Origin of the sequence: Brevundimonas guildfordensis (genome assembly GCF_014836405.1) — a bacterium.
Lineage (GTDB): Bacteria > Pseudomonadota > Alphaproteobacteria > Caulobacterales > Caulobacteraceae > Brevundimonas > Brevundimonas guildfordensis.
Genome location: NZ_JACSQU010000001.1, coordinates 1,585,819 through 1,609,303 on the forward strand (window position 1 = coordinate 1,585,819; position 23,485 = coordinate 1,609,303).

Sequence of the window (23,485 nt, forward strand, 5' to 3'; positions counted from 1 at the left end):
AGTCATGGCGGACGGCGGCGGATTTCTTCTGTAGACGACCCAGTGTGAACGGGTCCGTCATGGATGGATCAGCTTGACGTTACGTCGCCCTTCGACTTGACCTTACGTCATTGAAAACCACGCGAAAGCTTGCCTTTTTGTCGAATGGCCTCGCCTGCGTCCCCGCCGCCAGTTGACCCGCCGCCCCGCGCCGTTCATCACCCTTGGTAAAGGCAAATCGGGAAGAGGCGGCGCACCCATGGGACTGGCGGCAAACATCCGGCGTGACATCAAGTTCGCGAGCGGGCTGTTCCGGCTTCTGAAGCGCATCAAGCCCATCACCCTGGACGGCGACGTCCTGGCCTGTGACGACATCGAGGAGGCGGTCGACAGGTTCGGCCCCAACATCGCCGTCGAGGACGAGACCCGCAAACTGACCTATCGCGAGTTCGAGGCCCTGGCGAACCGCTACGCCAACTGGGCCAAGAGCCGCAATCTGAAGCGCAGCGACGTCATCGCCCTGGTGATGCACAATCGCGTGGAATACGTCGCCGCCTGGTTCGGCTTCTCCAAGGTCGGGGTGGCCACCGCCCTGATCAACAACAATCTGACCGGCGCGGCTCTGGCCCACTGCCTGACCATTTCGACCGCCTTCAACGTGGTGACGGACGAGGACTGCTGGCAGGCGGTCGAGGACGCGCGCAGCCTGGTCGACCGCAATCTGATGATCTGGGTCCACGGCCTGGGCGAGGAGAACGAGACCAACGGCCGCCGCGATCTGGACAACGCCGTGCGCAGCGCCTCCTCGGTGCGACCCGACCGCTCGCTGCGTCAGGGCATGACCAACCGCGACACGGCCCTGTACATCTACACCTCGGGCACCACAGGCCTGCCCAAGGCGGCGCGGATGCCGCATTCGCGGGTGCGGACCTATATGCGCGCCTTTGCGGGGGCCACGGCCTCGACGCCCAAGGACGTGCTGTTCAACGTCCTGCCGCTGTATCACTCGACCGGCGGGCTGGTCGGGGTCGGCTCGGTGCTGTTGAACGGCGGGCGGATGGTGACGCGGCGGCGCTTCTCAGCCACCCATTTCTGGCCCGACGTGAAGGCGACGGGCGCAACGATGTTCGTCTATATCGGCGAGCTGTGCCGCTATCTGGTCAACAGCCCCGAGACCCCCGACGAGCGGGACCACAAGCTGCGGCTGGCCTTCGGCAACGGCCTGCGCCCCGACGTCTGGCCCGAGTTCCAGAGCCGCTTCGGCATCAAGGACATCCTTGAGTTCTACGGCTCGACCGAGGGCAATGTCTCCCTGTTCAACTTCGACGGCAAGGCCGGCGCCATCGGCCGGGTGCCCGGCTATCTGAAGTCGCAGATCAACATCCGCCTGATCGCCCTGGACCCGGAGACGGGCGAGCCTCTGCGCGGCCCGAACGGCCAGTGCGTCACGGCCTCTGTCGGCGAGACGGGCGAGGCCATCGGCCAGATCGGCAGCGATATCCGCCATGACTTCTCGGGCTACGCCGACAAGAAGGCGTCCGAGAAGAAGATCCTGACCGACGTGTTCAAGAAGGGCGACCGCTGGTTCCGCACCGGCGACCTGATGCGTCAGGACCGGCAGGGCTACCTCTATTTCATGGACCGGCTGGGCGACACCTACCGCTGGAAGGGCGAGAACGTCTCGACCGCCGAGGTCGAGCAGCGCCTGTCCGAGGCGCCCGGCGTGCAGGAAGTCATCGCCTATGGCGTCACCGTGCCGGGCCAGGAAGGCAAGGCGGGCATGGTCGGCCTGGTGCTGGACGACAAGTTCGACGCCGCCGCCTTCGCCGCCTGGACCGACGAGCAACTGCCGTCCTATGCGCGGCCCGTGTTCGTGCGGATGCTGAAGTCGGCCGACACCACCGGCACCTTCAAATACCGCAAGGTCGACCTGGTCGCCGACGGCTTCGACCCGGACAAGGTCGACGGTCCGGTCTGGGTGCGCGGCGGCAAGGCCGGCTATCAGAAGCTGACCGCCAAGGCGCGTGAAGCGATCCTGAGCGGCGAGACGCGGCTGTAGAACGCTGGCCCCTCTTCCGCCGGAAGACGGGCTCGGTTGTTTTTGTGCCGAACCGGGATTCACGAAACGCGCCCTTAAGCATTAACGGCGATAAGGCGGTCTGACCCTTCGGCTGCAGGACGCCCGCTCGCCTCATGTTCCAGATCATCGGCATCATCATGCTGTTCGCCATGGTGTTCGGCAGCTTTCTGCTGCACGGCGGCAAGATGGCGACCATCCTCTATTCGCTGCCCTATGAGCTGATGGCGATTTTCGGGGCGGGGATCGCGGCCTTCCTGATTTCCAACAGCCTGCCGGTGATCAAGGCCACCCTGGGCGGGCTGGGCAAATGTTTCGCCGGACCGAAGTGGAAGAAGCAGGACTACAAGGACCTGCTGAGCCTGCTGTTCCAGCTGACCAAGACGATGAAGTCCAAGGGCGTGATCGCCCTGGAAAGCCACATCGAAAAGCCGGCCGAAAGCACCATCTTCCAGAAGTACCCCAAGGTGCTGAAGGACCACTTCGCCACCGACTTCATCTGCGACACCCTGCGGATGATGACCATGAACCTCGAAGATCCGCATCAGATCGAGGACGCCATGGAAAAGCAGCTGGAGAAGCACCACCACGAGGCCCTGGCCCCCGCCCATGCGCTGCAGACCCTGGCCGACGGCCTGCCGGCGCTGGGCATCGTCGCGGCGGTGCTGGGCATCATCAAGACCATGGGGTCGATCACCGAGCCGCCCGAGGTGCTGGGCGGGATGATCGGCGGCGCCCTGGTCGGCACCTTCCTGGGCGTGTTCCTGGCCTATGGGCTGGTGGGGCCGTTCGCCTCGCGCCTGAACGCCATCGTCGAAGAGGAAAACGCCTACTACAAGATCATCCAGTCCGTGCTGGTGGCTCACCTGCACGGCAATGCGGCCCAGATCTCCGTCGAGATCGGCCGCGGCGACATCCCCACGACCGCCCAGCCGTCCTTCATCGAGATGGAAGAGGCCCTGGCCGCCGCGCCGATGGACGCCTGACGCGCGCTTAATCCGACTTTCGGAACACGGAGCGTTCACGACGGTTCTCTGAAGATCACGGCCGCGTGCGCGGCCGCTTCTGAAAGGAGCCGTCCGATGCGACCGTCCTCAAGAGCCACCCTGTCCAGCGTAGCCGCGCTTGGCGCCGTCCTGCTGCTGAGCGCCTGCAACGAGCGGTCGCCGGAGCGGGCGGAAGGCGTGGCCCCGGCCGCCACGCCTGCGACCGCGCCGGCGTCTACGGCAGGGCCCGACACGATGAACCCGGCGAATCCCCCGCCCGGCGACGCCGTTCCGGCCCCGACGCCGCCGACCCTGCCGCCCGACCCGGACGCTTCGCCGACGCCCTTGCCGACCGACCCCACCGACCCCACGACGCCGCCGATTCCACCCCACTCGGGCTGATCGCCCCCCGCTGAGCGTATCGAAAATCGAGACGCGCTCGCGCTCTCTTCACGAACCCGTGAGAAATCGCTTGCGCTGATCCTCACGAAGCCGTTATCACTCCCTCAGCGAGGTTCATGGTCTCGCATTTACCTTCTGAAGGAAGAAAACTATGCGCATCACCGCTCTGATCGCCGCTTCGGCCGCCGCTCTGGCCCTGGCTGCTTGCCAACCGGCCGCCACCGACAAGGCTGAAGACGCCGCTGCCGACGCCACCGCCGCCGCCGACACCGCTGCCGACGCCGCTGCTACGGCCGACGCCGCCGCCACCGACGCCGCCGCCGCTGCTGGCGAAGCCGCTGGCGAAGCCGCCAAGGCTGACGCCGCTGCTCCGGCCGCTGACGCCGCTGCTGCTCCGGCTGCTCCGGCCGCCCCGGCTGCCTAAGACTTCACAGTCTTAAATCGCGATCTCCGGATCGTGATGGAGAAAGGGATCGTCCTCGGACGGTCCCTTTTTTCTTGCGCGCTTTCGTCCGGTCGCACAGGTCGGTAGACCGGCCGCCATGACCCATCCCGCTGACATCGCGCCTGACGACGCCTCTCCGCTTCTGGTGTGGGCCGAGGACGGCTCGCCGCGCTCGGGCCGATTCGGCGACGTCTACTTCTCCAAGGACGACGGCCTGGCCGAGACGCGCGCGGTCTTCCTGCAGGGCTGCGGCCTGCCGGACGCCTGGAGCGGGCGATCGGCCTTTACCGTGGGCGAGCTGGGCTTCGGCACCGGGCTGAACATCGTCGCCCTGCTGGACCTGTGGCGGCGGACGCGGCCCGACGGGGGTCGCCTCAAGGTCTTCTCCATCGAAGGCTTCCCCCTGACCCGCGAAGAGGCGGCGCGGGCGCTGGCGGCCTGGCCCGAGTTGGCCGAGACGGCCGCCGGGCTGCTGGCGGTCTGGCCTGCCGGAACGCCGGGGTTTCACCGCCTCGACCTGCCGCAGTGGGGGGCGACGATCGATCTGGCCGTCGGCGACGCGCGATGGGCGCTGGAGCAGTGGTCGGGTGCGGCCGACGCCTGGTTCCTGGATGGATTTTCGCCGGCGCTGAACCCCGGCATGTGGTCCCCGGAGATTCTGGCTCTGGTGGCGGGGCGCTCAGCCCCCGGCGCGCGACTGGCCACCTTCACCGTCGCCGGGGCCGTGCGGCGGGGCCTGTCCGAGCACGGCTTCACCGTCGAGAAGAAGCCCGGCCACGGGCGCAAGCGCGAGCGGCTGGAAGCGCGCATGGCGGGCCAGACGCCGCCGAAGCCAGCGCCCCATGTCGCCGTCGTCGGCGCCGGGATCGCCGGGGCGGCCGTTACGCGCGCCCTGATCGCCGAGGGCGCGCGCGTCACCGTCATCGAGGCCGAACGGGCGGGCGCGGGGGCGTCGGGCTTTCCCGCCTCGCTGGTCACGCCCCGGCTGGACGCAGGCGACGCCCTGATCGCAGGTTTCCACGCCCAAGCGCTGGAGCGGGCGGGCGACCTTTACCGCGCCCTGCCCGGCGCGGTGGTCGCCGAGGGCGTGCTGCAACTGGAGCAGGCGCCGCGCGACGCCGTCCGCTTCGACAAGATCGCCGCCCAGGACCTGTGGCCGGAAGGGGCCATGCAGCGGCTGGATGCGGCCGCCTGCACGGAGCGTCTGGGCGAGCCGACGCCGCGCGGCGGGCTGATGATGGCCCAGGCGTTGGCCGTGCGCTCCGACGCGATCCTGGAGCCGTGGCTGGCGGGCGCCGAGCGGGTCGCGGGGCGCGTCACACGGCTGGAGCCGATGGCGGAGGGCTGGCGCGTGTGCGGCGAGGGCGACACCGTGCTGGCCGAGGCGGATGCGGTGGTGCTGGCCGCCGGCTGGGGCTCGGCCCAACTGGCCCCTGACCTGCCGCTGTCGCCCGTGGCCGGGCAGGCGGACTGGATCGAGGGCCAGACGGCGTCCGCCCCGCTCGTCCCGGCGGCCTGGGGCGGTTACGCCGCGCCGACCGGCCGGGGGATGCTCTTTGGCGCCACCCACGACCGAGGCGTCGACACGCCTGAAGCGTCCGACGAGGCCAGCGCCCGCAACCGTGCGACGCTGGGCGCCGCCCTGCCCCGGCGCGCGGCCGAGGCGGCGAACGCGCCCGCCGGGGCGCACGGGCGACGCGCGGCGGTGCGGGCGACGACGCCGGATCGCCTGCCCCTGTGCGGCGCCCTGGCGGAAGGCCTCTATGCGCTCACCGGCCTGGGTTCGCGCGGCTTCTGCGTCGCGCCGCTGCTGGGCGAGCATCTGGCCGCGATCCTGACGGCGCGGCCGTCGCCCCTGACGGCCGAGGCGGCGCGGCGGCTGGACCCGCGCCGTTGGACCCCGCAACCGACGTCGGACGGCGACGTTGACAGCCTAGGTTCATCAGCGAGCGTTACCTGATCGATCGGGAGCCCCCCGGCCCCAAGCGATGGAGCAAGCCATGTCCGCCCGTTTCATATCCGCCGTCCTGCTTTGCGCCGCCGCAGGGCTGGCCGCCTGTGCGCCCACGTCCTCCGGCGACGCCGCCCACAGCGGCCAGAGCGCTCAGAGCGCGGCGGCCGGTGCGCGCGCCTGCGTCTTCCAGCGGGACATCCGCAATTTCCGCGTCTCAAGCGACGAGCGGAACATCTATGTGCGCGGCCCCGGCCAGACCATCTATCGGCTGGAAGTGGCCGGCGCCTGCCCGGAGCTGGACCATCCCCTCGCCATCGGCTTTGCGCCGCGGGGCGGGATCAACAATCTGTGCACCGGCGACATGACGCGTCTGGTGTTCGGACGCTCGGCCTCGGCCATTCCCTGCGACGTGCGCATGGCCGGAGCGTTGAGCGCGGCCGAGGTCGCAGCCCTGCCCGAACGCGAACGCCCCTGAGCCGGCCCGCCGCAGATTACTTCTGTGTAATTGCCATAGAGTCGTTTGAGCCCGGATCGCCGAACGGCTAAACACCGTTGCTATGCCCGCGACGCCGGAGACAGAAGGTTGGCGCGCGCCCGACTGAACGCTCAATCTCCCAGGATATCCGCACGTGGCGACCTCTCGACGCTTTTCGGCCCGACTGACCTCCGCCATGGCCGTGGCGCTGGCCGCGAGCCTGACCCTGGCCGCCTGCGGCGGCCACGGCGACGCTCCCAAGGATAAGGAAGGCGGCGGCGCCTCGCGCCAGACCGTCAGCGCCGCGACGGCGACCACCGTCGCCCTGCCCCGCACCGTGGTCGCCTCAGGCACCGTCAGCGCTTGGGAAGAGGTCCCGGTCGGCGCCGAAACCGGCGGGCTGACGGCGACGACCGTCTATGTCGATGAAGGCTCTTACGTCCGTCAGGGACAGCCGCTGGTGCAGATGAACGACGTGCTGCTGCGGGCCCAGGTGCGCCAGCAGCAGGCGGCGGTGCAGACCGCCGAAGCCAACGCCGCGCGCGACGACGCCGCCCTGGCGAGGGCGCAGGAGCTGAAGGAGCGCGGCTTCCTCAGCCAGGCGGCGCTGGACACGGCCCTGGCCAACCAGCGGGCGTCGGCGGCCAATCTGGCTGCGGCGCGCGCCTCGCTGTCCGAGACCCAGACCCGCCTGTCGCAGGCCACCATCCGCGCGCCGGTCAGCGGGCTGATCATCAGCCGCAGCGTCACCAAGGGCCAGATCATTGACGCCGGGACCGAACTGTTCCGCATGGTGCGCGACGGTCGCCTGGAGCTGGACGCCCAGGTGCCCGAGACCGAACTGCCGCTGATCCAGGCCGGGCAGAGCGCGGCCATCACCTCCAGCCAGGCCGGCTCGACGACCGGCACGGTTCGCATCGTCACGCCTGAGGTCAATCCTCAGACCCGCCTGGGGCTGGCGCGCATCAGCCTGTCGCCCGGCAGCGCGCTGAAACCCGGCATGTTCGCCCGCGCCGCCATCGAGGCGGGCGCTCGTCCGGCCACGGTGGTGCCGACCGACGCGGTCCTGTACCGCAGCAACAAGTCAGGCGTCTTCGTGCTGAACGCCGACTCCTCGGTGCGCTTCGCCCCGGTGACGGTGCTGTCGCGCAATGACGACCAGACCTCGGTCGAGGGCCTGGCGGCCGGAGTGCGGGTCGTGGTGGCCGGCGCCGGCTTCCTGAACGACGGCGACAAGGTGACGGTGGCGGCGCCCAAGCCGGCGGCTGCGGCCCCGGCTCCAGCCCCTGCCCCGGCTGCGGCCGCGCCCGCCGCCGCCCAAGCGCCCGCCAAGAAGTAAGGCCCGGCCATGAACCAGATTTCCGCCTGGGCGATCAAGAACCCCATCCCCGTCATCCTGCTGTTCCTGCTGCTGACGCTGGGCGGGGTGACCGGCTTCGCCGGGATGCGGATCAACAACAATCCCGACATCGACTTCCCGCTGGTTGCGGTCACGGCCGCGCGCCCCGGCGCCGCCCCGACCGAGATGGAGGTGCAGGTCACGCGGGTGATCGAGGATTCGATCGCCGGCCTGTCGGGCGTGCGCCACATCTATTCCAACGTCTCCGACGGGGTGTCCTCGACCACCATCGAGTTCGAGCTGGGCACCGACACCGAGCGCGCCACCAACGACGTGCGCAACGCCATGAGCGGGGTGCGCGCCAGCCTGCCCCAGGACATGCAGGAGCCGACGGTCCAGCGCATCGACATCACCGGCGACGCCCTGATCACCTATGTGGTGCGCTCGGAAACGATGACGCCGGAACAGATCAGCTGGTTCATCGACAATGAGGTCAGCCGCGCCCTGCTGGCCCTGGGCGGCGTCGGCGAGGTCAACCGCTCGGGCGGGGTGGACCGCGAGATTCGCGTCGAGCTGGATCCGCAGCGTTTGAGCGCCTACGGCGTCACGGCGGCGCAGGTCAGCCAGGCCCTGACCGGGGTCAACAACAACCTGCCGGGCGGGCGCGTCACCATCGCGGGCTCCGAGCGGGCCGTGCGGACGCTGGGCGCCGCCGGGTCGGTCGAACAGCTGCGCGAGACCCTGGTGCCCGTCGGCGACGGCAAGAATGTGCGTCTGGGCGACCTGGGCACGGTGGTCGACAAGTGGAGCGAGCCGCGTCGCCTGGCCCGCTACAACGGCCAGGAGGCCGTGACCTTCAACTTCCTGCGCTCGCGCGAGGCCAGCGAGGTCAAGGTCTCCGAAAAGGTCCGCGCCGAGGTCGAGAAGATCGACGAAGCGCACCCCGAACTGACCATCGAACAGGTCACCTCGAGCGTGAAATACATCGAGGAATCCTACCTCGCCTCGCTGGAGGCGCTGATCCTCGGCGCCGTGCTGGCGGTCATCGTGGTGTGGATCTTCCTGCGCGACTGGCGCGCGACCCTGATCGCGGCGACGGCCATGCCGATGTCGCTGATCCCGACCTTCGCCATCCTGGGGCCGATGGACCAGTCGCTGAACGTGGTGACGCTGCTGGCCCTGTCGCTGACGATCGGCATCCTGGTCGACGACGCCATCGTCGAGATCGAGAACATCGTCCGCCACATGCGCGACGGCAAACCGCCCTATGACGCCGCCTTTGAGGCCGCCGACGAGATCGGCCTGGCGGTGGTGGCGACGACCGGCACCATCATCGCCGTGTTCGCGCCCGTGGGCTTCATGCCCGGCATCATCGGCCAGTTCTTCAAGGCCTTTGCGCTGGCCGCCTGCATCAGCGTCTTCTTCTCGCTGGTGGTGGCGCGTCTGCTGACGCCGCTGATGGCGGCCTATCTGCTCAAGCACACCCACCACGAGGACAAGGATCCCTTCTGGATGGCGGGCTATCTGCGCTCGCTGAAGTGGTGCCTGCGCCATCGCTGGATCGTCTTCGTCATGGGCGGCGCCTTCCTGTTCGGCTCGATCGGCCTGTCCGTGGTCGCCAAGATGTCGTTCGAGTTCATGTCGCCCGCCGACGAGGGCCGCGCGGCCTTCCAGATCGAGCTGCCGCCGGGCGCCACCCTGCGCCAGACCGACGCCGTGGTGCGGCAGGTGACCCAGATGCTGAACGCCCGGCCCGAGGTCACCTCGGTCTACGCCGCCGTCGGCGGACAGTCGGTCAATCAGGCCAACGTCTACGCCGACATGGTGCCCAAGGGTAAGCGCGACCTGAGCCAGCAGGCCTTCGCCCGCGTCATGGTCGATGAGCTGAAGCAGATCCCCGGCGCCCGCATCCGCGCCGGCATCGCCCAGCAGGGCGGCGGCCCCGGCGACGGCACCAGCTACACCTTCTCCATCCTGAGCGACGACCCGGCGACGCTTGAAGCCGCAGCGCGCAAGGTGGAAGACGAGATGCGCGGCGTGCCGGGCTTGGCCAATGTGGTCAATACGGCCGCCATCGCCCGCCCGGAAATCCTGGTCACGCCGCGGCCGGACGAGGCGGCGCTGCTGGGCGTCTCGGCGGGCGCCATCTCGCAGGCGGTGCGCGTCGCCACCATCGGCGACATCGAGCAGAACCTGCCCAAATACAATCTGGGCGACCGCCAGATCCCGATCCGGCTGCAGCTGACCGAAGCAGCGCGCGAGGACCTGAACGTGCTGCAGAACCTGCGCGTGCCGACCGCCTCGGGCGCCGCAGTGCCGCTGAGCGCCGTGGCCGACATCGAGTTCGGCGCCGGTCCGGCCACCGTGAGCCGTCAGGATCGGTCGCGCATCGCCTCGATCACGGCCGAGCTGGACGGCATCACCACCGGCGCCGCCGGCCAGGCGGTCAACCGTCTGCCCTCGGTCAAGAACCTGCCGGCAGGCGTGCGCCAGGTGCCGGCCGGGGACGCCGAGTTCATCCAGGAGATGCTGATCGGCTTCGGCATCGCCTTCCTGTCGGGCATCCTGCTGATGTACGCGGTGCTGACCCTGCTGTTCAAAAGCTTCGCCTATCCGGTCACCATCATGGCGGCCTTGCCCCTGGCCATCGGCGGCGCCTTCATCGCCCTGGTGATCGCCGGCAAGAGCTTCTCGATGTCTGCCCTGATCGGGGTGCTGATGCTGATGGGGATCGCGGCCAAGAACTCCATCCTGCTGGTCGACTACATCATCATGGCCGAGAAGAGCGGGCTGAACCGTTTCGACGCCATCATGGACGCCGCCCACAAGCGGGCCCGGCCGATCCTGATGACCACCTTCGCCATGGGGGCGGGCATGGTGCCCATCGCCATCGGCTGGGGCGCCGACGTGGAGTTCCGCTCGCCGATGGCCGTGGCGGTGGTCGGGGGGCTGATCTCCTCGACCTTCCTGTCACTGCTCTACATCCCGGCGGTGTTCACCATCATCGACGACATCGCCGGCTTCGGGCGGCGGATGCTGAGCCGGATGTTCGCCGGGCAGCGGCGGATGGCGGGGGAGAGCCACACGCCGGCGGAGTAAGCCGCGCCTCAAGACCGAAAACAGGAAAGCCCCCGGTCCATGCGGCCGGGGGCTTTTTCATGCGCGCGCCCTCTCCCTCCGGGAGCGGGAGAACAAAAAGGCGAGCCGGATCGCTCCGGCCCGCCTCTTGTCGTCGAGCGTCTCGCTTAGATCAGTAGCGGACGCGCAGGGTCACGCCGTAGGTGCGCGGCTGGCCCATGAAGGCGTTGTAGGTCTGAGTGTCCAGCGCCGGGTTGTAGTAGGTGCCGTTCGGCTGGACCGTGGTCTGGAACGCCGAGCCTTGCAGCGGGGCGTTGATGGCCACCTGCTTGTACTCTTCGTCGGTCAGGTTCTGGGCCCACAGGTCCAGCGCCCAGCGTTCGTCTTCCGAACCCAGGGTGATGCGGCCGTTCAGCAGGGTCATGGCGTCCTGCATCTTGTACGGCAGCAGGTCCGAACCGGTGTTGAACTCCGTGGAGTATTTGGCCGACAGGTTCAGGCCCACCTTCATCCCCGACCCGATCGAGCGATCGAAGGCCACGGCGGCCGTGGCCGACCACTCCGGCGCGAAGGAGGCGCGGGCGCCCGGCAGCAGCGACAGCTGGCCGAAGTTGCCGGGGTTGGCCAGGTCAGCAGCGGTGAAGTCGCCGTATTTGGTGTCCGTGTAGGTCACGCCGCCCGACAGCGACAGACCTTCGACCGGGGTGAACCAGACGAAGTCGGCGTCGACGCCCTCGGACGTCAGCTCAGGGATGGATTCGACCACGAACGCCGTGCCCAGGAAGGTGTTGAGCTGGAAGTCTTCGAACTTCTGATTGAAGTAGGTGATGTTGAACAGCACCGAGCGGTTGAAGAGGGTGTTCTTCAGCCCGATCTCATAGCTGTCGACCATTTCGGACGGGAACAGCAAGGAGCTGCTGGGATTGATCGGCAACGGATTGGTCGCCGTCGGCCCCTGCACGCGGTCCATGTTGTAGCCGAACGACTTATAGCCGCGCGCATAGGAGGCGTAGGCCATCACGCTGTCGTTGAAGCGATAGCTGCCCTTGACGGTGCCGCTGAGCTCGCCGTCGCTGTGGCCCTCGCCGATGCGGCGGTTGTCGAACAGGGGGTTGGCCCAGGGCAGGCACAGGTTGGCGGCCAGGCGCCCGGCCGTGGCCTGAGCGGCGGCCTGAGGCAGGCCCGCGCCCATCAGAGCCCCGGTCATGGCCGCGACATTGCCCAGGGCGCCGCCGCAGGCCGCGCCGTTGGTTCCCAGGTTGTCCTGCAGACCCGTCAGGCTCTTGTCGTCGAGGGTGTAGCGCAGGCCCAAGGTGACATCGAACTTGTCGGTCAGATGCAGGGTGTTGTTGGTGAAGACGGCGAAGGACTCCGTCGTCTGACGGTAGTGGTCCTGAACGCCGTGGCCGACGCCGAAGCCCGGTCCGGTCGCGGCCGTCGGACCCGCCGGCGCCATACCGCCGGTGACCAGGCAGCCGGCCAGGAACTGCGCCGTGGTGCCCGGACGGGTCAGGCAGCCGACGATGTTCGGGCTGATCGGAATCGCCCCGCCCGCGCCGGCGTTCAGCTGGCTGGAGATCAGCAGCGACATGAAGGGCGTGTAGGCCGCGCCGTACCAGTAGCTGTCGTCGCGGTTGATGGTTTCGCGCGTCATGAAGGCGCCGACCAGCCAGTCGATGCGGTCCGTCGCGCCCGCCAGGCGGAACTCCTGGGTCAGGTTCTCAAGCTCGAAGCCGTAGCCGCCGTCGTCCTGACGATAGAGCAGGTCGGCGGTGGTGTAGTCGAGGTCCATGCCGTTGACGCCCGACCAGTTCCGCCAGGAGCTGAGCGAGGTGAAGGTGGCGTTCCAGGCCGGAATGTCGATGTTGGCCTCGGCCGAGAAGCCCATGTCTTCCATGGTCTGGCCGGTGCCGCGGTTGGCGTAGGCCGTGCGCGAGAAGGGCAGTTCGCCGAAGCCCGGCGCCGGCGCCGCCTGCTGACCGCCGACCGCATTGATGAAGGCCACGGTCGGGCCGGTGCGGATCTGGGTCGAGACGCAGCAGTATTCGTCGCGCTTGGAGTAGTCGGCGATCAGGCGGATCGAGATGTCGTCCGACGGCAGGATCAGCAGCTGACCGCGCGCGGTCCAGAAGTTCTGGTTCTGGTCGTCCGTCTCCTGACGCGGGCCGGCGCCGGTGACGACGTCATAGAAGCCGTCGCGCTCGCGCTTGGCCATGTAGAGGCGGCCGGCGACCTTGTCGCTGAGCGGGCCCGTGACCGAGCCGGCGAGGCCCCAGGCGCCGAAGTTGCCGTAGGTGGCCTCAGCCTCGAAGCCGGGGGTGAAGGACGGCGCCTCGGAGATGATGTTGATGACGCCGGCCGAGGTGTTCTTGCCGAACAGGGTGCCCTGCGGCCCCTTCAGCACCTCGATGCGGGCCAGTTCGCCCAGGTCGCCGAAGCCGACGCCGTTGCGCGAGCGGTAAACGCCGTCGATCACCACGCCGACCGAGCTTTCCAGGCCGGGGTTGTCGCCGACGGTGCCGACGCCGCGGATACGGGCGGTGGTGGCGGTTTCCGACTGGGTCGAGGTCACGGTCATGCCCGGCGTCAGGATCTGCAGATCCTTGATGTCGCGGACGCCGGCGCCTTCCAGCGCCGCCTGCGACAGGGTGGTGACCACGATCGGCACGTCCTGCAGACTCTGTTCGCGCTTCTGGGCGGTGACGATGATGTCGTCGACCGTGGTCGGCCCCGTCTGGGCGGCGGCGGCCCCCGCGAAACCGAAGGCTGCGACGCCGACGACGGCGACCGAAGCGGTGCAGCGAAGGATGTGGTTCAAACGCATAGGCGGCTCCCCGACTCTGTAGGCCCGGCCGCATTTCGCGGCCGCGCGCGATTCCTGTCCCTGATGACTAGCGCTCATTGAACGGCGCGAGTTCTCATCCAAAGGGGTAGTCCATGGCCGAGTCACCGACAAGCAGACGCCCCTTGGAGAACGACAATTTCACTCAGGCTCGCCTTACCTGTGGCGATAAAGCGACAAATATACTGACGTTAGGTCAATGTTATCGGCGATCAGTCAGCCGAAGCGACTGATTTCAAATGGCGTCTTTGTTTGCGGCGAGCCTCGGCCACAGTGAGAATCGCGACGCCCGCCAGGGCCGACAGGACCGAGCCGCCGATGACGCCTAGCTTGACCTCGACCTGCTCCACCGAGTCCACGGCGCCGGGGAAGGCCAGCACGCCGATGAACAGGCTCATGGTGAAGCCGATGCCGCACAGCAGGCTGACGCCGTAAAGCTGAATCCAGCCCGCGCCCGACGGCTTGTCGCCCAGGCCCAGCTTCACCGCCAGCCAGGCCACGCCGAAGACGCCCGCCTGCTTGCCGAGGAACAGGCCCAGCGCGATGGCGACGACAAGGGGGGCGAAGGCCTGCTCCAGCGACAGGCCGGCGAAGGAGACCCCCGCCTTGGCGAAGGCGAACAGCGGCAGGACCAGATAGGCCACATAGGGGTGCAGGTCGTGCATGGCGTCCTTGAGCGGGCTCTGCGACGTCTCGCGGCGCGGTTCGACCGGCACGATCAGGGCGAAGGCCACGGCCGTCAGGGACGTCGACAGGCCCGACAGCACCGTCAGATACCAGACAGCGGCGAAGCCGAGCACCCAGAAGGCGGCGGCCATCCGGCGACGGCCCAGCACGGCGAAGATGGCGATGACGCCCAGCGCCGCCAACAGCGGCGCCCACTGGACGCCCTGACTGAACAGGATGGCGATCAGGGCGATGGCGCCCAGGTCGTCGACAATGGCCAGAGTCAGCAGGAAGACCCTGAGCGACGCCGGCAGGCTGCGCCCCGCCACGGCGAAGACCGCAAGCGCGAAGGCGATGTCGGTGGCCAGGGGGATGGGCCATCCCTGCGTGGGGCCGCCCAGCGCCCCGGCGACGGCGAGATAGACCAGACCCGGAACCGCCATGCCCCCCAGAGCCGCCAGAATGGGCAGGGCCAGCTTCTTGGGATTGCTGAGCTCGCCCTTGAGGACCTCGTATTTGATCTCCAGCCCGACGATCAGGAAGAAGACCGCCATCAGGCCCTCCTTGATCCAGTCGGACACCGTCTCCTCCAGCCGCAGCGGGCCGAGTTGGACGGCGTGGACGCTCTTGAGCCAGGCGAAGTAGTCGGCCGACCAGGGCGAGTTGGCGACGATCAGCGCCGCCAGGGCGGCGAGGCCCAGGACGGCGCCGGATCCGGCCTCGGTCTTGAGAAAGGCGAGCGTGAATTTTCTGGCCACGAAGGTCTCCGAAACAATGAGAGGTCTGTCGTGGCGTCAGGTTATCGACGGACGCCGGACCGGATTCGCGCCCGAAGGCGGCGCCGGCCTGGCCTCGGGACGATGTCGCGCGAGGCCTGATGTCTGCCTGTGAAAATACGGATCGGGCCGCAAGGTTCAACCCCGCTGCGCCGGATCGGCCTCGCAGTTGCGAAATGGGCGGCGAAGGGGCATCTGCGGCCCATGCCCGTCTCCTCCGCCTATCGCCCCGAACCCCGCTTTTTCCAACTGGGCGCCGAATACGGCGACGCCGTGAAGCCGGCCGACTTCCCGCAGACGATCTTGCGCCTGCGCAACGACCGGGCGGCGGCGACGGTGGGGCTGGAGACGCTGAACGACGCCGAATGGATCGCCCATTTCGGCCGCTTCGAGCCCCTGCCCGGCCAGCCCGGCCCCGTGGCCATGCGCTATCACGGCCACCAGTTCCGCGTTTACAACCCCGAGATCGGCGACGGGCGCGGCTTCCTGGCGGCGCAGATGCGGGAGGTTCCTCAAGCCGACAAGGACTCCAAACGCCCTCAAGCAGCTTCCCTCCGCGAGGGAAGCGATAGGGACACAAAACAATCCCGCCTTCTCGACCTGGGCACCAAAGGCTCGGGCCAGACGCCGTGGTCGCGCCATGCGGACGGGCGGCTGACGCTGAAGGGGGGGATGCGCGAGGCGCTGGCGGCGGCCATGCTGGAAAGCCTGGGCGTTCCGACCTGCCGCATCCTGTCGCTGGTCGAGACGGGCGAGGATCTGGAGCGCCACGACGAGCCGTCGCCGACGCGCTCGGCCGTCATGGTGCGGCTGTCGCACAGCCATATCCGCTTCGGGACCTTCCAGCGCGCCGCCTATTACGGGCGCAAGGACCAGATCGAGGCGCTGATGGAGCACGCGCGCGCCCTGTATCATCCGGCGGTCGCGCCGGGCGATGCGGCGGGCTTCCTGGCGGCGGTGGTCGAGGCTTCGGCGGCGCTGACGGCGAAATGGATCGCGGCGGGCTTCGTCCACGGGGTGCTGAACACCGACAATCTGAACGTCACGGGCGAGAGCTTCGACTACGGCCCGTGGCGCTTCCTGCCGCACTATGAGCCGGGCTTCACCGCCGCCTATTTCGACCAGGACGGCCTTTACGCCTTCGCGCGCCAGCCCGAGGCGGTGTTCTGGAACCTGACCCAGCTGGCGGGATGCCTGAAGCTGATCGCCGAGCCCGAGCCCTTGGCGGCGGCGCTGAACGCCTTCGGCCCGGCCTATATCCGCCATCTGCGGGCGGCCTTCCTGAACCGGCTGGGGGTGCAGAGTCTCGGCGAGGCGGCGGACCAGCGGCTGCTGGACGCGACCCTGGCCCTCGCGCGCGAGAAGAAGGAGGCGCTGCGCTGGGAGCCGATCTTCTTCGACTGGTTCGGCGGCTTCAGCTCGGCGGCGCGGGCGCTGGGCGGGGTGCGCGGCAAGACCTATCAGGGCGAAGCCTTCGACGCCTTCCGCTTCGCCCTGATGGAGCATGAGCCGGACCGGCCCGAGCGGCTGGAGCATCCGATGTTCGCCGCGCCCGAGCCCGAGGAGATGCTGATCGACGAGGTCGAGGCTCTGTGGAGCGCCATCGACGCCGGCGACGACTGGGCCCCTCTGAAGGCCAAACTGGCCCGGTTGGAGACCGCGAAGTCGGCCTGGAGCCTCTAAGTCATCAATTGATGTCATCGGGCGTTGACTCTAAGCAGGGCGCGGCTTAGAGGCTGATGATCCCGGCTGGATTACGGGGAATTGTGATTTCAGCCTCGCTGTCGCCACGACCCGCCATCACCGTGATCACAGATTGTTTCAGCCGCTTGCAAGTCAGTACACAGCAACTGATGTTGTGACTGTTGCGAATTAAACGGTTACGGCCATGACGACGACCACCTTGACTCCCCATCAGGCGCGCGCCCGCGCCGACTACCTGAACATCACGCTTTGGACCTTCCAGGGCTGGATCGCCATGTTCTTCCTCGCCGCCGGCTACGCCAAGCTGTCGGAGTCCATGGAGAACCTGATCGTGCTGATGCAGTGGCCTGCCCTGGTCAGCGCGACCTTCGTGCGCGGCCTGGGCCTCGCCGAGATCGTGCTGGCGATCATGGTCCTGGCGCCCCTGATCTCGTGGCGGTTCGGCCGTCCGCTTCTGCTGACGGCGACGGCGGGCCTGCTGATCCTCCAGGTCATCGCTCTGGGCGTGCACGCGGTCGGCCTGGACCTGGGCCTGAGCCTGACCAACATCTTCCTGATCGCCATCACGGCGCCGGTGCTGTGGCTGCGTCGCCGCTGAGCCTGGCCGTCCCAAATTCGCAGGCTCGCTTCTCCCCTCCCCCTGAGGGCCTGCGAATCCCGAGGCCGCGCCCGTCCCCCGGTCGCGGCCTTTTCCTTGCGCCGTTCACAACTTCGTAGCCGGACGCGCCGAAAGCTTCCCTTTACGTCCGCGTCAAGTTATCAAGGCGTCATGCCGATCGCAGACGAACATCGCACCTATTCCATCCGGCAGCTATGCCGTGAGTTCGGCGCGACCGCGCGCGCCCTTCGCTTCTATGAGGACAAGGGCCTGCTGACGCCGTCGCGCAAGGGGCAGACGCGGGTGTACGGCCCGCGCGACCGCGCCCGGCTGAAGCTGATCATGCGCGGTCGGCGCATCGGCTTCACCCTGGTCGAGATCCAGGAGATGCTGGATCTGTACGATCAGAAAGATCACAACGTCCATCAGATGGCCATCGCCCTGCCGCGCCATCGCGCCCGCATCGAGGCGCTGAAGCAGCAGTTGGAAGACATCGAAGGCGCCATCGAAACGGCCGAGGCCGCCTGCGCCTGGATGGAAAAGACCCTGGGCGAACACCGCCCCGACCTCCTGCCGGGCGCCGAGGCCTACGCCAGCCTGCTGAGCGAACGGCTCAACGACCCCGACGACCACTTCCAGACCTTCAAAGCGAGAGCGTGATCCCATGGCCTATAAAGCGCCTGTACGCGACCTGTCCTTCGTCCTGCACGACGTGCTGCAGGTCGAGAACTACGGCAACCAGCTGCCCGACGCCGATCTGTCGCGCGACCTGATCGACCAGATCATCGAGGAAGGCGGCAAGTTCGCCGAAGAGGTCATCGCCCCGATCAACCGTCCCGGCGATCTGGAAGGCTGTCACATCGACGGCGACGTGGTGACCACGCCCAAGGGCTGGAAGGAAGCCTATCATCAGATGGTCGAGGCCGGCTGGCCCTCGCTGGGCTTCAGCACCGAGTTCGGCGGCCAGGGCATGCCCTCGGTCGTGTCGAGCGCGGTGGGCCAGTTCACCGCCGCCGCCAGCGCCGCCTTCTCCATGTACCCGGGCCTGACCAGCGGCGCCTTCCACGGCATCGAGGCCAGCGCCTCGGACGAGATCAAGCAGAAGTATCTGCCGAAGATGGCGTCGGGCGAATGGACCGGCACCATGAACCTGACCGAGCCGCAGTGCGGCACCGACCTGGGCATGGTCCGCACCAAGGCCGTGCCGAACGGCGACGGCTCCTATTCGATCACCGGCCAGAAGATCTGGATCTCGGCGGGCGAGCATGACTTCGCCGACAACATCATCCACACGGTGCTGGCCCGCGTCGAAGGCGCGGTTCCGGGCATCAAGGGCCTGAGCCTGTTCGTGGTGCCCAAGTTCCTGGTCAACGAGGACGGCTCGCTGGGCGAGCGCAACGGCGTGTCCTGCGCGGGCCTCGAGCACAAGATGGGCATCCACGGCAACGCCACCTGCGTCATGGCCTATGAGAACGCCAAGGGCTGGCTGATCGGCGAAGAAGGCCGCGGCATGAACAACATGTTCGTGGTCATGAACGAGGCCCGTCTGGGCACCGGCCTGCAGGGTCTGGCCATCGGCGACGCCGCCTATCAGGCCGCCGTCGAGTTCGCCAACGACCGCCTGCAGGGCCGCAGCCTGACCGGACCGAAGAACCCGGACGGCCCGGCCGACCCGATCATGGTCCACCCGGACGTGCGCCGCATGCTGCTGGAGGCCAAGGCCTTCGTCGAAGGCGGCCGCGCCTTCATCCTGTGGACCGCGCTGCAGGCCGATCTGCAGAAGGCGGCCGACGAAGCCGTCGCCACCAAGGCCAAGGACTACATGGGCCTGATCACGCCCGTGCTGAAGGCCTATCTGACCGACAAGGGCTTCCACGTCGCCTCGCTGGCGATGCAGGTCCACGGCGGTTCGGGCTACACCGAACACTTCCCGGCGTCGCAGTATCTGCGCGATGCGCGGATCACCATGATCTATGAAGGCACCAACGGCATTCAGGCGCTGGATCTGGTCGGCCGCAAGCTGCCGGCCAACGGCGGCCGCGCCATCATGAGCTGGTTCGCCGACATCGACGCCTTCGTCAGCGAGAACGGCGATGACGAGGCGATCAAGCCCTTCGTCGAGGGCCTGGCCGACGCCAAGAAGAAGCTGCAGGAGGCCACCATGTGGCTGATGCAGAACGGCATGGCGAACCCGGACAACGCCGCCGCGGCCTCGACCGACTATCTGCACATCTTCGGCCTGACGGCCTACGCCTTCCTGTGGGCGCAGATGGCCAAGGCGGCGCAAGGCCGGATCGCCGCCGGGGACGCCGATCCCTACTACGCCAACAAGCTGATGACCGGCCGCTACTTCGTCGAGCGCATCCTGCCCGACGCCGGAGCGCACCTGAAGAAGCTGAAGTCCGGCGCCGAGGTGCTGATGCAGATGCCCGCCGAGGCGTTCTGATCCGCTTCTGATCTTTCGGGCCTCTCTCGCCACGGCGGGAGAGGCCTTTTCTCTATTGCAGAAGGGCGGCGCAGACCGCCCGCGTTAGCAGGAAACACTCATGAACGTCCTTGGCAGCCCCGAACCCGACTTCATGCAGGAAGAAGAGATCGTCCTCTTCTCCGACTCCGTCGCCAAATGGATCGACGAGCACGCGCCGCAGGAGAAGTTCCAGCAGTGGATCGCCGCCTCCTCGGTGCCGCGCGAACTGTGGAACGCGGCGGGCGATGCGGGCCTGCTGGGCCTGTCGCTGCCGGAAGAGGACGGCGGCTTCGGCGGCGATTACCGGCACGAAGTCGTGCTGATGCGCCAGCTGGGCTGGAAGGGCGCGGACCACTTCGGCATTTCGCTGCATAACGCCATCGTCATGCCCTACATCTGGCACTACGGCACGGCCGAGCAGAAGGCGCGCTGGCTGCCGCGTCTGCAGTCGGGCGAACTGGTCGGCGCCATCGCGATGACCGAGCCGGGCGCGGGCTCCGACCTGCAAGGGGTGAAGACCACCGCCGTCAAACAGGGCGACCACTACGTCCTGAACGGCTCCAAGACCTTCATCACCAACGGCCAGCTGGCCAATTTCATCATCGTCGTCGCCAAGACCGACCCGGCCGAAGGCGCCAAGGGCACCAGCCTGATCTGCCTCGAAACCGACGGGGCCGAAGGCTTCGAGCGCGGCCGGAATCTGCACAAGATCGGCATGGAGGCGAACGACACCTCCGAGCTGTTCTTCAACGATGTGAAGGTGCCGCTGGAGAACGTCATCGGCGACACCGAGGGCCAGGGCTTCGTCCAGCTGATGCAGCAGCTGCCGCAGGAGCGTCTGAACATCGCTGTTCAGGGCGTGGCCGCCGCCGAGCGCGGGCTGGAAGCGACACTGGCCTACGTCAAGGAGCGCAAGGCCTTCGGCAAGCGGGTCATCGACTTCCAGAACACCCAGTTCAAACTGGCCGAGATCAAGACCAAGCTGACCGTAGCCAAGGTCTTCGTCGACCACTGCATTGCTCTGCACCTGAAGGGCCAGCTGGACGCCGCCACCGCCTCGATGGCCAAATACTGGGTCACCGACATTCAGGGCGAGACCATCGACGAGATGCTGCAGCTCTTCGGCGGCTACGGCTATATGACCGAATATCCGATCGCCCAGCTGTACAAGGACGCCCGCGTCCAGCGCATCTACGGCGGGACCAACGAGATCATGAAGCTGCTGATCGCGCGGACGCTGTAATCAGCGTAGCAGCAAGGCCCCCGCGATCAGGGCGCCGGAGAGCACAATCGAAGCGGCGATCCACCGCCCGGCCGAGAGGATCGACCGGGCGGTTTCCTTGTCCGCAGTCGCCGTCGCGGCGGGCTCGGCCGTGAGGCGGCGCGAGGCGGCGCGGATCAGGCGGGGCAGGTCGTCGCTGGCCGCCGACAGGTCCAGAAGGGCGCCGATCAGACGGTTGCGCAGGTCTTCCGGGCTGCGGCTGGAGAAGAGGGCGCGGCTCCAGGCGCCCTTCATCGTCTGGACCAGATCGAAATCGGGGTCGACGCGCGACAGCACCCCCTCGATCGTCACCAGCGCCTTGAGGATCAGCACCAGATCGGGCGGGGCGGCCACCCGTTCCTGACGCATCAGCCCCATCAGATCGGCGACGATGGCGGGCAGGTCGACCACGCCCTGACCGTGGCGGGCGATCAGCCGCTCGGCCCCGGCGGTCAGGCTGGAGCGCGAGACGTCCGTCCCTTCGGTCCAGTCGGCCAGAACCTCGGCCATGCGCGCGCCGTCGCCGGCGGCCAGCGACTGGACGAAGCTGATCAGCTCGGCGCGGCGGCGCGGGGTGACGGTCCCGACCATGCCGAAGTCCAGCAGGCCCACCCGGTCGCCCGGCAGGCCGCGCAGGTTGCCGGGGTGCGGGTCGGCGTGAAAACGGCCATTGACCAGCACCATGTCCAGCACCGCCTCGGCGCCGACGCGGGCAAGCCGGTGCGGATCGACGCCCGCCGCCCTCAGCCGTGCGGCGTCTATGGGCGCCACGCCGTCGAGATAGTCCTGCACCAGCACGCGGTCGGTCGTGTGCTGCCAATAGACGGCGGGGATGACCACGTCGCGGTTTTTGGCGAAGTCGGCGGCGAAGCGGTCGACGTTGCGGCCCTCGGCGGTGAAGTCCAGCTCGTCCAGCATGGCCTCGGTCAGCTGGGCGATCAGGGCGCGCGGGCGATAGCGGGCGATCTCGGCGCTGGACTGTTCGGCGCGGCGGGCCAGTTCGGCGATCAGGCGCAGGTCGGCCTCGACGCGCGGGCGCACGCCGGGGCGGCGGATCTTGACCACCACCTCGGTCCCGTCGTGCAGCGCGGCGCGGTGCACCTGGGCGATGGAGGCGGCGGCCAGCGGCGCCGCGTCGAAGCGGGCGAAGACCTGCTCCGGCGGCCCGCCCAGGGCGGCCTCCACCTCGGGCCGTAGCGTTTCGAAGTCGAGGGTGGGGCCGGCGCTCTGAAGCTGTTCGAACTCGGCGATCCAGTCGGCGGGCAGCAGGTCCGAGCGGGTGGACAGGATCTGGCCCAGCTTGACGAAGGTGGGGCCCAGCGCCTCCAGCGCCTGACGGGTGCGGCGGGACAGGGGCTCCGGCCCGCCCGGCTCGGCCTCGCCGCCACCGAGGCCGAGGCGCAGCAGCACGGCCTCAAGGCCAAAGCGGGCGGCGACGCCGGAAATCTCGGCCAGACGTTTTCGATCGCGCGCCGCAACGGCCAAGGTTGTGAACATGACAGACGAACGCGGGCCGAACACCCGGCGTTCCCGCCAAGCTCAGTCGATCGCCGAGGTTGGTCGTCGCCGTGAAAGCGCGATATGCAGGCGCCATGATCCGTCTTTACGTTCAGGGCGACCTCGCCCCCGGCGCCGCCGTGGCGCCCACGCTCGACCAGTCGCGCTATCTGACGCAGGTGATGCGGTTGAAGGCGGGCGACGAGCTGCTGGTCTTTAACGGCCGCGACGGCGAGTGGCGCGTCAGCGTCGCCGAGGTGCTGAAGAAGGGCGTCATCCTGCGCGCCGAGGAGCAGATGCGGCCCCAGACCTATGGTCCCGATCTGGAGCTGATCGTCGCCGTGGTGAAGAAGGCCCGCGTCGAGACCATTGTCGAGAAGGCCGCCGAACTGGGCGCCAAGCGGGTGCGGCTGGCGCTGACCCATCGCACCAACGCCGACCGGCTGCGGCTGGACCGGCTGGACGCCATCGCCGAGGAGGCCGCCGAGCAGACGGGTCGTCTGGACGTGCCGGTGGTGGATGATCCGGTCAAGCTGGACGCCCTGCTGGACGGCTGGGAGGACGGACGGCGGCTGATGTTCTGCGACGAGACGGGCGGCGCGCCCGCGATCACCGCCTTGACGCCGTTTTCTCCCTCCCCCTTGTGGGGAGGGGCCACGGGGGGCGTGCTGGATCGCCAGGCCCTCCCCACCCGGTCGCGCCTTGAAGGGCTCGACCACCCTCCCCGGGACGGGGAGGGAGAAGGTCGGTGGGCCATATTGATCGGGCCGGAGGGCGGGTTCTCGCCGGAAGAAGGCGAGCGGCTGCGCTCCCTGCCCTTCACCACCGCCGTCTCCCTGGGGCCGCGCATCCTGCGGGCCGACACCGCCGCCATCGCCGCCATGACGCTGTGGCAGGCGGCGGTCGGCGACTGGGATCGTTAGAAGTTTCCGCCGCCCC

At 68.4% G+C, this 23,485-nt stretch carries 17 protein-coding genes; 14 read left to right on the top strand and 3 right to left on the bottom strand.

From position 1 onward, the window contains the following. Positions 1–238 precede the first annotated feature (238 nt). The 8 genes from H9656_RS07720 to H9656_RS07755 all read left to right on the top strand — a co-directional run bounded on the left by H9656_RS07720 (position 239) and on the right by H9656_RS07755 (position 10,756). Entirely contained in the window at positions 239–2,038 is a 1,800-nt protein-coding gene (locus H9656_RS07720; RefSeq protein WP_191743571.1) for a long-chain-acyl-CoA synthetase, read from the top strand. Between the two features lie 134 nt (positions 2,039–2,172). Then, complete coding sequence (motA, locus tag H9656_RS07725; protein ID WP_191743572.1) at positions 2,173–3,042, top strand: flagellar motor stator protein MotA; 870 nt, start codon at positions 2,173–2,175, stop codon at positions 3,040–3,042. A 96-nt stretch (positions 3,043–3,138) separates the two neighbouring features. Continuing rightward, entirely contained in the window at positions 3,139–3,444 is a 306-nt protein-coding gene (locus H9656_RS07730) for a hypothetical protein (protein ID WP_191743573.1), read from the top strand. Between the two features lie 151 nt (positions 3,445–3,595). Next, positions 3,596–3,868: a hypothetical protein gene (locus H9656_RS07735; RefSeq protein WP_191743574.1), complete on the top strand. Its 273-nt coding sequence runs from the start codon at positions 3,596–3,598 to the stop codon at positions 3,866–3,868. A gap of 118 nt (positions 3,869–3,986) precedes the next feature. Continuing rightward, positions 3,987–5,849 carry an FAD-dependent 5-carboxymethylaminomethyl-2-thiouridine(34) oxidoreductase MnmC gene (gene mnmC / locus H9656_RS07740; RefSeq protein WP_225212269.1) on the top strand — a complete coding sequence of 621 codons (1,863 nt, stop codon included), beginning with the start codon at positions 3,987–3,989 and terminating at the stop codon, positions 5,847–5,849. 40 nt (positions 5,850–5,889) lie between these two features. Next, the gene (locus H9656_RS07745; protein ID WP_191743575.1) at positions 5,890–6,318 is read left to right on the top strand and encodes a DUF6491 family protein; all 429 of its coding nucleotides are present in this window, start codon (positions 5,890–5,892) and stop codon (positions 6,316–6,318) included. Between the two features lie 154 nt (positions 6,319–6,472). After that, positions 6,473–7,657, top strand: a complete 1,185-nt coding sequence (locus H9656_RS07750) for an efflux RND transporter periplasmic adaptor subunit (protein WP_318240607.1) — start codon at positions 6,473–6,475, stop codon at positions 7,655–7,657. A gap of 9 nt (positions 7,658–7,666) precedes the next feature. Beyond that, complete coding sequence (locus H9656_RS07755; protein WP_191743576.1) at positions 7,667–10,756, top strand: efflux RND transporter permease subunit; 3,090 nt, start codon at positions 7,667–7,669, stop codon at positions 10,754–10,756. 151 nt (positions 10,757–10,907) lie between these two features. On the opposite strand, the gene H9656_RS07760 is transcribed toward H9656_RS07755, so the two are convergent. Further along, on the bottom strand, positions 10,908–13,559 hold the full coding sequence (locus H9656_RS07760) for a TonB-dependent receptor (RefSeq protein WP_191743577.1): 2,652 nt from the start codon (positions 13,557–13,559) through the stop codon (positions 10,908–10,910). Positions 13,560–13,789: 230 nt separating this feature from the next. Continuing rightward, positions 13,790–15,001, bottom strand: a complete 1,212-nt coding sequence (gene nhaA / locus H9656_RS07765) for a Na+/H+ antiporter NhaA (RefSeq protein ID WP_191743578.1) — start codon at positions 14,999–15,001, stop codon at positions 13,790–13,792. Positions 15,002–15,223: 222 nt separating this feature from the next. Between nhaA and H9656_RS07770 the strand changes: the two genes are divergently transcribed. From H9656_RS07770 to H9656_RS07790, 5 genes are all read left to right on the top strand, one after another. Continuing rightward, on the top strand, positions 15,224–16,702 hold the full coding sequence (locus H9656_RS07770; protein WP_191743579.1) for a protein adenylyltransferase SelO family protein: 1,479 nt from the start codon (positions 15,224–15,226) through the stop codon (positions 16,700–16,702). Positions 16,703–16,907: 205 nt separating this feature from the next. Then, complete coding sequence (locus tag H9656_RS07775; RefSeq protein WP_191743580.1) at positions 16,908–17,321, top strand: DoxX family protein; 414 nt, start codon at positions 16,908–16,910, stop codon at positions 17,319–17,321. A 171-nt stretch (positions 17,322–17,492) separates the two neighbouring features. After that, on the top strand, positions 17,493–17,981 hold the full coding sequence (locus H9656_RS07780; protein WP_191743581.1) for a MerR family transcriptional regulator: 489 nt from the start codon (positions 17,493–17,495) through the stop codon (positions 17,979–17,981). Between the two features lie 4 nt (positions 17,982–17,985). Beyond that, on the top strand, positions 17,986–19,767 hold the full coding sequence (locus H9656_RS07785; protein WP_191743582.1) for an acyl-CoA dehydrogenase C-terminal domain-containing protein: 1,782 nt from the start codon (positions 17,986–17,988) through the stop codon (positions 19,765–19,767). Between the two features lie 100 nt (positions 19,768–19,867). Next, the gene (locus H9656_RS07790; protein ID WP_191743583.1) at positions 19,868–21,031 is read left to right on the top strand and encodes an acyl-CoA dehydrogenase family protein; all 1,164 of its coding nucleotides are present in this window, start codon (positions 19,868–19,870) and stop codon (positions 21,029–21,031) included. Here H9656_RS07790 and H9656_RS07795 read toward each other — a convergent pair whose 3' ends face one another. Further along, positions 21,032–22,546, bottom strand: a complete 1,515-nt coding sequence (locus H9656_RS07795; protein WP_191743584.1) for an ABC1 kinase family protein — start codon at positions 22,544–22,546, stop codon at positions 21,032–21,034. It abuts the gene before it with no gap. A gap of 95 nt (positions 22,547–22,641) precedes the next feature. On the opposite strand from H9656_RS07795, the gene H9656_RS07800 reads away from it, so the two are divergent. Continuing rightward, the gene (locus H9656_RS07800; protein WP_191743585.1) at positions 22,642–23,469 is read left to right on the top strand and encodes a 16S rRNA (uracil(1498)-N(3))-methyltransferase; all 828 of its coding nucleotides are present in this window, start codon (positions 22,642–22,644) and stop codon (positions 23,467–23,469) included. Positions 23,470–23,485 lie beyond the last annotated feature (16 nt).

Excerpts from the sequence above, each read along its gene's own strand:
- H9656_RS07720 (WP_191743571.1), top strand. The coding sequence starts at position 239 with ATGGGACTGGCGGCAAACATCCGGCGTGACATCAAGTTCGCGAGCGGG.
- motA (WP_191743572.1), top strand. The coding sequence starts at position 2,173 with ATGTTCCAGATCATCGGCATCATCATGCTGTTCGCCATGGTGTTCGGC.
- H9656_RS07730 (WP_191743573.1), top strand. The coding sequence starts at position 3,139 with ATGCGACCGTCCTCAAGAGCCACCCTGTCCAGCGTAGCCGCGCTTGGC.
- H9656_RS07735 (WP_191743574.1), top strand. The coding sequence starts at position 3,596 with ATGCGCATCACCGCTCTGATCGCCGCTTCGGCCGCCGCTCTGGCCCTG.
- mnmC (WP_225212269.1), top strand. The coding sequence starts at position 3,987 with ATGACCCATCCCGCTGACATCGCGCCTGACGACGCCTCTCCGCTTCTG.
- H9656_RS07745 (WP_191743575.1), top strand. The coding sequence starts at position 5,890 with ATGTCCGCCCGTTTCATATCCGCCGTCCTGCTTTGCGCCGCCGCAGGG.
- H9656_RS07755 (WP_191743576.1), top strand. The coding sequence starts at position 7,667 with ATGAACCAGATTTCCGCCTGGGCGATCAAGAACCCCATCCCCGTCATC.
- H9656_RS07760 (WP_191743577.1), bottom strand. The coding sequence starts at position 13,559 with ATGCGTTTGAACCACATCCTTCGCTGCACCGCTTCGGTCGCCGTCGTC.
- H9656_RS07770 (WP_191743579.1), top strand. The coding sequence starts at position 15,224 with ATGCCCGTCTCCTCCGCCTATCGCCCCGAACCCCGCTTTTTCCAACTG.
- H9656_RS07775 (WP_191743580.1), top strand. The coding sequence starts at position 16,908 with ATGACGACGACCACCTTGACTCCCCATCAGGCGCGCGCCCGCGCCGAC.
- H9656_RS07780 (WP_191743581.1), top strand. The coding sequence starts at position 17,493 with ATGCCGATCGCAGACGAACATCGCACCTATTCCATCCGGCAGCTATGC.
- H9656_RS07785 (WP_191743582.1), top strand. The coding sequence starts at position 17,986 with ATGGCCTATAAAGCGCCTGTACGCGACCTGTCCTTCGTCCTGCACGAC.
- H9656_RS07790 (WP_191743583.1), top strand. The coding sequence starts at position 19,868 with ATGAACGTCCTTGGCAGCCCCGAACCCGACTTCATGCAGGAAGAAGAG.
- H9656_RS07795 (WP_191743584.1), bottom strand. The coding sequence starts at position 22,546 with ATGTTCACAACCTTGGCCGTTGCGGCGCGCGATCGAAAACGTCTGGCC.
- H9656_RS07800 (WP_191743585.1), top strand. The coding sequence starts at position 22,642 with ATGATCCGTCTTTACGTTCAGGGCGACCTCGCCCCCGGCGCCGCCGTG.